This window comes from Microbacterium sp. BR1 (assembly GCF_002812725.1).
In the GTDB taxonomy this organism is placed as follows: Bacteria; Actinomycetota; Actinomycetes; order Actinomycetales; family Microbacteriaceae; genus Microbacterium.
This window is the reverse complement of record NZ_NMUN01000010.1, coordinates 465,592-473,237: the sequence shown is the minus strand read 5'-3', so window position 1 is coordinate 473,237 and position 7,646 is coordinate 465,592. Positions and strand designations below refer to the sequence as shown.

7 protein-coding genes are annotated in these 7,646 nt (G+C 64.5%); 2 read left to right on the top strand and 5 right to left on the bottom strand.

The features are described from left to right. Positions 1–113 precede the first annotated feature (113 nt). Positions 114–1,382 (top strand): IS256 family transposase, encoded by a 1,269-nt coding sequence (locus tag CGU35_RS18045; protein WP_100809674.1) that lies wholly within the window; start codon positions 114–116, stop codon positions 1,380–1,382. Between the two features lie 347 nt (positions 1,383–1,729). Beyond that, entirely contained in the window at positions 1,730–2,971 is a 1,242-nt protein-coding gene (locus CGU35_RS18040; RefSeq protein ID WP_100809640.1) for an IS256 family transposase, read from the top strand. A gap of 15 nt (positions 2,972–2,986) precedes the next feature. On the opposite strand, the gene CGU35_RS18325 is transcribed toward CGU35_RS18040, so the two are convergent. The 5 genes from CGU35_RS18325 to CGU35_RS18025 all read right to left on the bottom strand — a co-directional run bounded on the left by CGU35_RS18325 (position 2,987) and on the right by CGU35_RS18025 (position 7,610). Next, entirely contained in the window at positions 2,987–3,682 is a 696-nt protein-coding gene (locus CGU35_RS18325) for a hypothetical protein (RefSeq protein WP_157814050.1), read from the bottom strand. Between the two features lie 147 nt (positions 3,683–3,829). After that, the gene (locus CGU35_RS18035; RefSeq protein ID WP_100809674.1) at positions 3,830–5,098 is read right to left on the bottom strand and encodes an IS256 family transposase; all 1,269 of its coding nucleotides are present in this window, start codon (positions 5,096–5,098) and stop codon (positions 3,830–3,832) included. Between the two features lie 63 nt (positions 5,099–5,161). After that, the gene (locus tag CGU35_RS18320; RefSeq protein ID WP_157814049.1) at positions 5,162–5,920 is read right to left on the bottom strand and encodes a hypothetical protein; all 759 of its coding nucleotides are present in this window, start codon (positions 5,918–5,920) and stop codon (positions 5,162–5,164) included. Between the two features lie 263 nt (positions 5,921–6,183). Further along, positions 6,184–6,744 (bottom strand): recombinase family protein, encoded by a 561-nt coding sequence (locus tag CGU35_RS18030; protein ID WP_157814048.1) that lies wholly within the window; start codon positions 6,742–6,744, stop codon positions 6,184–6,186. Then, positions 6,741–7,610 carry a zeta toxin family protein gene (locus CGU35_RS18025; RefSeq protein WP_181003474.1) on the bottom strand — a complete coding sequence of 290 codons (870 nt, stop codon included), beginning with the start codon at positions 7,608–7,610 and terminating at the stop codon, positions 6,741–6,743. The genes CGU35_RS18030 and CGU35_RS18025 overlap by 4 nt, the downstream gene beginning before the upstream one ends. Positions 7,611–7,646 lie beyond the last annotated feature (36 nt).

The following is a 7,646-nucleotide window of genomic DNA, read 5'->3' as shown; positions in this document are numbered from 1 at the left end:
TGCGTCTCGTAGCTTGGTGTCAATTCCTGCGGGGTTCTCGTCGTCGTTGACGTAGGAGGGCCATCGTGGGATGACCAGTTGTTTCCGCCAAGAAGCAAAGAAGAGATCCCACGATGACCCAGAATCAGTCTGCCTTGACGACCCTGATCGCAGAAGTCCTCGCCGATCCTGACCTCGCCCATTCCGACGTGTTCCGTCGGATGCTGCAGGCGGGGCTGCAGGACCTTGTTGACGCGGAAGCGACCGCGAAGATCGGCGCGGCCCGTTACGAACGCACGGCGGAGCGCACCACGCGTCGCAACGGTGCTCGCGCGAAGACGCTCGCCACGCCCGCGGGGGAGGTCGACATTCAGATTCCGAAGCTGCGGGAGGGGTCGTTCTTCCCGAGCCTGCTCAGCCCACGCCGCCGTGTCGACAAGGCGCTCTACGCGGTGATCTGCCAGGCCTGGATCGACGGAGTCTCCACCCGCAAGGTCGACCAGCTCGTCCGCGCGCTGGGCAACGACACCGGCATCAGCCGGTCCACCGTCTCCCGCATCTGCTCCGAGATCGATGAGGTGGTGCACGAGTTTCTGCACCGCCGGCTCGATCACACCTGGTTCCCGTACCTGTTCCTGGACGCCACCTACCTCGACGTGCGCCACCGTGGCCGGGTTCTCTCCCAAGCCCTCATCGTCGCGACCGGGGTCAGCGGCGACGGCCGTCGGGAGATCCTCGGGATGGCTCTCGGCGACGCGGAGACGACGGACTTCTGGACCGAGTTCCTCCGCTCCCTCCGCGACCGCGGTCTGAAAGTCTCCACCGACACAGACCCGCTCGGCGTGACCCTCGTCACGTCCGACGCTCACGCCGGCATCAAAGCCGCCGTCAAAGCGATCCTCCCCGGATCGGGCTGGCAGAGATGCCGCGTCCACTTCGCTCGTAACGTCACCCAGAAGCTCGGATCGGCACGCTCCAAGCCCGTCAACGCGCTGATCTCGACGATCTTCGCGCAGACCACCCCCGAGGCCGTGATCGCCCAGTATCACCAGGTCTCCACGTCCCTCCGCGGGTCGTTCCCGGAGATCGCAGACATGCTCAATGCTGCCGAAGCAGACCTCACCGGATTCGCGCCGCTCCCGCGTGAGCATTGGCAGAAGGTCTGGTCCAACAACCCGATCGAGCGCCTCAACCGTGAGATCAAACGCCGCGCCGACGTCGTGCAGATCTTCCCCGACCGCGACTCCGTCACCCGCCTCATCGGCGCCGTCCTGCAGGAGCAGCACGAGGAATGGCAATACGGTGAACGCCGCTACCTCTCCGACATCTCCATGCGCAAACTCGTCCACACACTCCAAGACCACGCCGAGCCTGAGCGCCCCGACCTGTTCCTCACCGCCTGACCCTCACCCATCAAGGAAGCAGCCGGATTGACACCACAACACGGGACTTGACCCGCGATCCAGCTGACCGATCGCAGTGCGGCAGGCCAAGCCTCAAACGCGCGACGTGCATCAAGATTCGCGGGCAAGAACGCACCAAGAGGCATCACCCCCAGCTCGCGATGTGCGAGATCGAGAGCATCTTTGCTCTCGTCCAGGGCCGCGGCGCTCACATTGACGCGGGGAGTGGGGTGGCGTCCGGCAAGGTGGTGTACGGATCGGGTGACCGTGTCGCTGCGGACGTAGCGACGGTCACCGCGTGATCCTTCGAGAGAACTCTTCACATCCATCTCGAAAGGACCCCGACGATGACCGTCTCACCCCACGATATCGACCCTGCCCGCTTCCTCGAAGACCACCTCGCGCAGGCGTCTCCCGATCTGCTGCGGGAGATGCTCGGCACGTTCATCAACCAGCTGCTATCCGCGGACGCGGACCAGATCTGCGGCGCCGCTTACGGCACGATCAGCGACGACAGGGTGAACCGTCGCAACGGTTACCGCCACCGCGACTTCGACACCCGCGCCGGGACCATCGACGTGAAGATCCCCAAGCTCCGGCAGGGCACCTACTTCCCGGAGTGGCTGCTGGAACGCCGCCGCCGCGCGGAGGCCGCACTGACCACCGTGGTCGCGACCAGCTACCTCCTCGGCGTGTCCACCCGTCGGATGGATGACCTGGTGAAGACCCTCGGGATCACCGGGCTGTCGAAGTCGCAGGTGTCGGAGATGGCGCGCGACCTTGACGAGCAGGTGACCGCGTTCCGCACCCGGCCGTTGGACGCCGGCCCGTACTCGTTCGTCGCCGCCGACGCGCTCACCATGAAGGTCCGCGAGGGCGGCCGGGTCGTGAAGGTCGCGGTGCTGGTCGCGACCGGCGTGAACGCCGACGGCTACCGCGAGATCCTCGGTCTGCAAGTCAACTCGACCGAAGACGGCGCCGGCTGGCTGACGTTCTGGCGCGACCTCGTCGCGAGAGGCCTGACCGGCGTGAAGCTCGTCACGTCCGACGCACACGCAGGTCTGGTCGCAGCGATCGGCGCGACCGTCGGCGGGTCCTGGCAGAGGTGCAGAACCCACTACGCGGCGAACCTGATGAGCGTGACCCCAAAGTCCTCGTGGCCATGGGTGAAGACCCTGCTGGGCACGGTTTTCGACCAGCCCGACGCGGAGTCCGTGCACGCCCAGTTCGACCGCGTCCTGGACGCGCTCGAGCACAAGCTCCCCAGGTCGTTCGAGCACCTCGAGGCCGCACGTGAGGAGATCCTCGCGTTCACCGCGTTCCCGAAGAGCATCTGGCGGCAGATCTGGTCCAACAATCCGAACGAACGCCTCAACCGGGAGATCCGCCGCCGCACCGACGTCGTGGGCATCTTCCCGAACCGCGACGCGATCATCCGGCTCGTCGGCGCCGTCCTCGCCGAGCAACACGACGAGTGGGCCGAGCAACGCCGCTACCTCGGCCTCGACGCCCTCGCCGCCGCACGCCGCGTCGGCGAACCCACCACAGAGGAGGTGATCGAACCCGACCTTCGGGCCCTCACAGCCTGACCTCGACACGAGGGATCACACGATCACCGATACACCACGTCCCAGGACTTGACCGGGAGTGGTTTCATTCAGCACTGATACCTCGAAAACGCGAGCGCGTGGCAAGAGACCCCTGACTGTCACTAGTGCTTGGAAGCAAGGATTTACGTCAGCCACACCCAACCGCTCGACTTTGACGCGAACGACCGCGCCCGCGGCCGCAAGATCGACCAGTCGTATCCCGTTCGAACCGAAAAATGCCTCAGCGCGCGACCACTCAGGCATCCGATTGAGGTCTCCTGCCGCTGGCCAGCCAGCCGGCTCTGACGCACGCATTGCTCGATCAAAGGCAAGAGCCGCGTGACAGCCGCGGTCGAAAGCGACCAACCGCCGAACGCAGTCCTCGAGGGAACTAAGAGTGATCACATCACCCTCGCCGCGTAGTACCTCGTCGAAGCCATCCCATTCGAGGGTCTCGTGAGCAAAAGCATTCCGGAGGCCCACAAAGACCGAGGAGATGGCCAATCGGCGCAGGAACTCATCACTAGCTAGCATCGCGTCTCGGACGTTGGAAAGACTTGGCGGCTCCGTCCATCGTCCTGCTCGCAACGACAAGATCGCCCAAACAAAGGGCCGGATCGATCCCTCGACGAGGTGCCGGTACGCACCCGTCAGTAACTGCGCGCGACGATCACTCGATGCTTCCGCCGCGACCGAGGCCATCGCCTCCATCACAAGAGCATGAGTCTTCCGTCCAATAGTCTCTCTTGATCTCAACGCTGCACTGAGTTCCCGACGCACACCACGGCTCTCGCCGACCGATAAGGGTCAAGTCCCGTGTTGTGGTGTCAATCCGGCTGCTTCCTTGATGGGTGAGGGTCAGGCGGTGAGGAACAGGTCGGGGCGCTCAGGCTCGGCGTGGTCTTGGAGTGTGTGGACGAGTTTGCGCATGGAGATGTCGGAGAGGTAGCGGCGTTCACCGTATTGCCATTCCTCGTGCTGCTCCTGCAGGACGGCGCCGATGAGGCGGGTGACGGAGTCGCGGTCGGGGAAGATCTGCACGACGTCGGCGCGGCGTTTGATCTCACGGTTGAGGCGCTCGATCGGGTTGTTGGACCAGACCTTCTGCCAATGCTCACGCGGGAGCGGCGCGAATCCGGTGAGGTCTGCTTCGGCAGCATTGAGCATGTCTGCGATCTCCGGGAACGACCCGCGGAGGGACGTGGAGACCTGGTGATACTGGGCGATCACGGCCTCGGGGGTGGTCTGCGCGAAGATCGTCGAGATCAGCGCGTTGACGGGCTTGGAGCGTGCCGATCCGAGCTTCTGGGTGACGTTACGAGCGAAGTGGACGCGGCATCTCTGCCAGCCCGATCCGGGGAGGATCGCTTTGACGGCGGCTTTGATGCCGGCGTGAGCGTCGGACGTGACGAGGGTCACGCCGAGCGGGTCTGTGTCGGTGGAGACTTTCAGACCGCGGTCGCGGAGGGAGCGGAGGAACTCGGTCCAGAAGTCCGTCGTCTCCGCGTCGCCGAGAGCCATCCCGAGGATCTCCCGACGGCCGTCGCCGCTGACCCCGGTCGCGACGATGAGGGCTTGGGAGAGAACCCGGCCACGGTGGCGCACGTCGAGGTAGGTGGCGTCCAGGAACAGGTACGGGAACCAGGTGTGATCGAGCCGGCGGTGCAGAAACTCGTGCACCACCTCATCGATCTCGGAGCAGATGCGGGAGACGGTGGACCGGCTGATGCCGGTGTCGTTGCCCAGCGCGCGGACGAGCTGGTCGACCTTGCGGGTGGAGACTCCGTCGATCCAGGCCTGGCAGATCACCGCGTAGAGCGCCTTGTCGACACGGCGGCGTGGGCTGAGCAGGCTCGGGAAGAACGACCCCTCCCGCAGCTTCGGAATCTGAATGTCGACCTCCCCCGCGGGCGTGGCGAGCGTCTTCGCGCGAGCACCGTTGCGACGCGTGGTGCGCTCCGCCGTGCGTTCGTAACGGGCCGCGCCGATCTTCGCGGTCGCTTCCGCGTCAACAAGGTCCTGCAGCCCCGCCTGCAGCATCCGACGGAACACGTCGGAATGGGCGAGGTCAGGATCGGCGAGGACTTCTGCGATCAGGGTCGTCAAGGCAGACTGATTCTGGGTCATCGTGGGATCTCTTCTTTGCTTCTTGGCGGAAACAACTGGTCATCCCACGATGGCCCTCCTACGTCAACGACGACGAGAACCCCGCAGGAATTGACACCAAGCTACGAGACGCACCCCCGATAAGGCATCGAGCACGATGTGCATCGTCCAGGCAGCTAGTGGTGGATCCGGAGAACTCGCAATCCAGCCCACTACAGCCACTCCCGCAGATGCGTCAGAGACCGGCGCGAGGCCGAGGGATAGGAGATGCTGGCCAACTCGCGACATAAGCTCGTTCGTCCTGTACGCGAAGTGCCCAATCACTATGTCTGGTCGGAAGACACCGCGGTCATCAACCGGCTCCCGATCCCCACCGAACATCGTTCGGAGGGGGGATACGTCTCCGCGAGCTGACCTGATTGCCGTGAGGTACCGTTCGCTTACTATCTCCGCCGGCAGCGAAACCTCACGGCCTGCGCGGACGCCATTCAGCTGATCTCGAACCGTCTGGCAGAGTTCGCCCAATACGCCGACCGCCAACGCACTGCCAAACGGCTCGAAGCGCGCGAGGGCGGAAAGCCTCTCGCGCACCGCCGTCAACGAGTGCGTTTGTAGCTGTGCCCAGTCCCGCAAGTCGTTGAAGTTAACGCTGGAGGGTTTGTCAAGACCCAGCACTTCGGTAGCATCTCGGATCAGCGCGATGAGCGACTCCGAGTGGGTTCCCGTTACTTGGGGCGTCAGCGGAATCGTTGAGACGAGCGGGAAGTCGCGCTTCAGCGTCTCGTCTAGCCAGCGTTGGAGACTAGCGATCGCTCGGGACCGAGCATCCTCCGGCAACACCATGCGACAAAGCTAGCGCCCTGTCTGCATGTGCGACGGAGATGGCCGGTTCGTCGCGCGACTAGTAGGAACGCTTCAGCGCCTGTGAGCTGCGTAAACAACTCTTGGTCGCGTCAGTCTTGAGAGCCGATCTCTATCCCAACCATTCGAATCGCCCCCGCCCGACGCGACGATTTTCCTGTGACGAATCTCTCCTGCAATAGCCGGAACGAGCTTCAGTAGCTCCGACGTGTGTTGATCTCGCAACCTCACGATTTTCAGTTCGTCTACACGGTACGGAGCGCGCGACGAACGGCGCTGGCGCTCACGCCCACGACATTTGCAATGTGAGCCACCGATCGGCCGTGGGATCGAAGCTCGGTCGCAATGCCGATCTTGTCGGGAGTCATGACAGAAGGACGCCCCGCCCTGCGGCCCTCCATCCTGGCGGCTCGGAGTCCTGCGCGAACGCGGTCACCGAGCAAGGCGCGGCGGACATCATCCAACGCGATCAGGTAGGCGCTTGTTTCTGAAGTGGACGCCGGAGCCAGATCTAGTTTGGGTTCGGCGATAGACCGAAAGTAGATCGAATCATCGTCGAGGGATCGCAGCGTAGAGACGAGGTGGTTCAAGCTGTGCGAGAGCCGCGCGGCGCTCGTCACCACGAGAGTGTCGCCTGCGCTGAGCCTCGCGAGGCATTCCTTGAGCTCAGGCCGATCGCGCGGGTGCCCCTCCCCCGCATCGACGAAGACCTCTTCCGCGCCGTGCGCCTTGAGCACGGCTACGTCCTCATCAATCGGCGCACCTGCGCGCAAGGTCCGGGTGTAGCCGACGACGCGTGAAGTCATCGGCCGATCACAGGCATCTCGGGAGCAGCTGTCGTAGACGGATCGCTCGTCGGCAATGCGGAGAGCTGGCGGCGCAGCGACTGGGCCTCGGCCGCTAGACGAGACTCCAGTTGCGGGCCTGTGGTCGAGCTCGCGGGCAGGTTCATGGCCGGGACGACCTCGCGGAGAGCCACCTGATGCAACTCGATGAGCAAGGCGAGATCTGTGGCTCGCGGCGGTAGCGAGCGGGCAAAGTCCGTGATGCGGCGCAGCTCTCCTAGCCATTCGACTGCGGCTCGCTTCGTGGGTCCGCCCGCGCGGGCGCGATTGAACGAGTCGCTCGAACCGGTGGGCAGTCCGTTTCCGGACCCGTCGAGCATCGTCACCTCTACGCCCCGTTCGGCGGAGACCGCGGCAAGCACGTCGCGGACATCGGTCCAACGTGCATCGTGTTCAGCGACGGATACCTCGACGGCATGGCCTGTCCGTTGGATCTGCCGAAAGTGTGCCGACGCGACAGCAAGCAGCGATTCTGCGCGCCGAGGCACAACAACGACCATTTGCACTTGGTAGCGGGCATCGAGGAACTGCGTCGCGACGCCCAGCGCCGCGAAGGGCGTGCGGAAGTCGCCTTCGATAATGAGGGGGCGTCGCACCTCACGGGCATGGGAGATCGCCGCACGCAGCCACTCAGCAACATCCGCGTTCACGCTCGCAGTCGATGCCGTGCCCGTCTCTGCGACCGCAGCATGAAGGGCGCGAAGTTCCGTCGACGAGAGCACCGTGGCGGTCGGCGAGGCGTCAAGCGCACGCGCGATCGCTCGTCCCCGGCCGCTCCCCGGCCCCCCAGCAATGAGAGTGAGGTGAGGTGAAGTATCCCCATCCACAGGCGGGAAAAGGATTGGCTCGATAGTGCGTTCGTA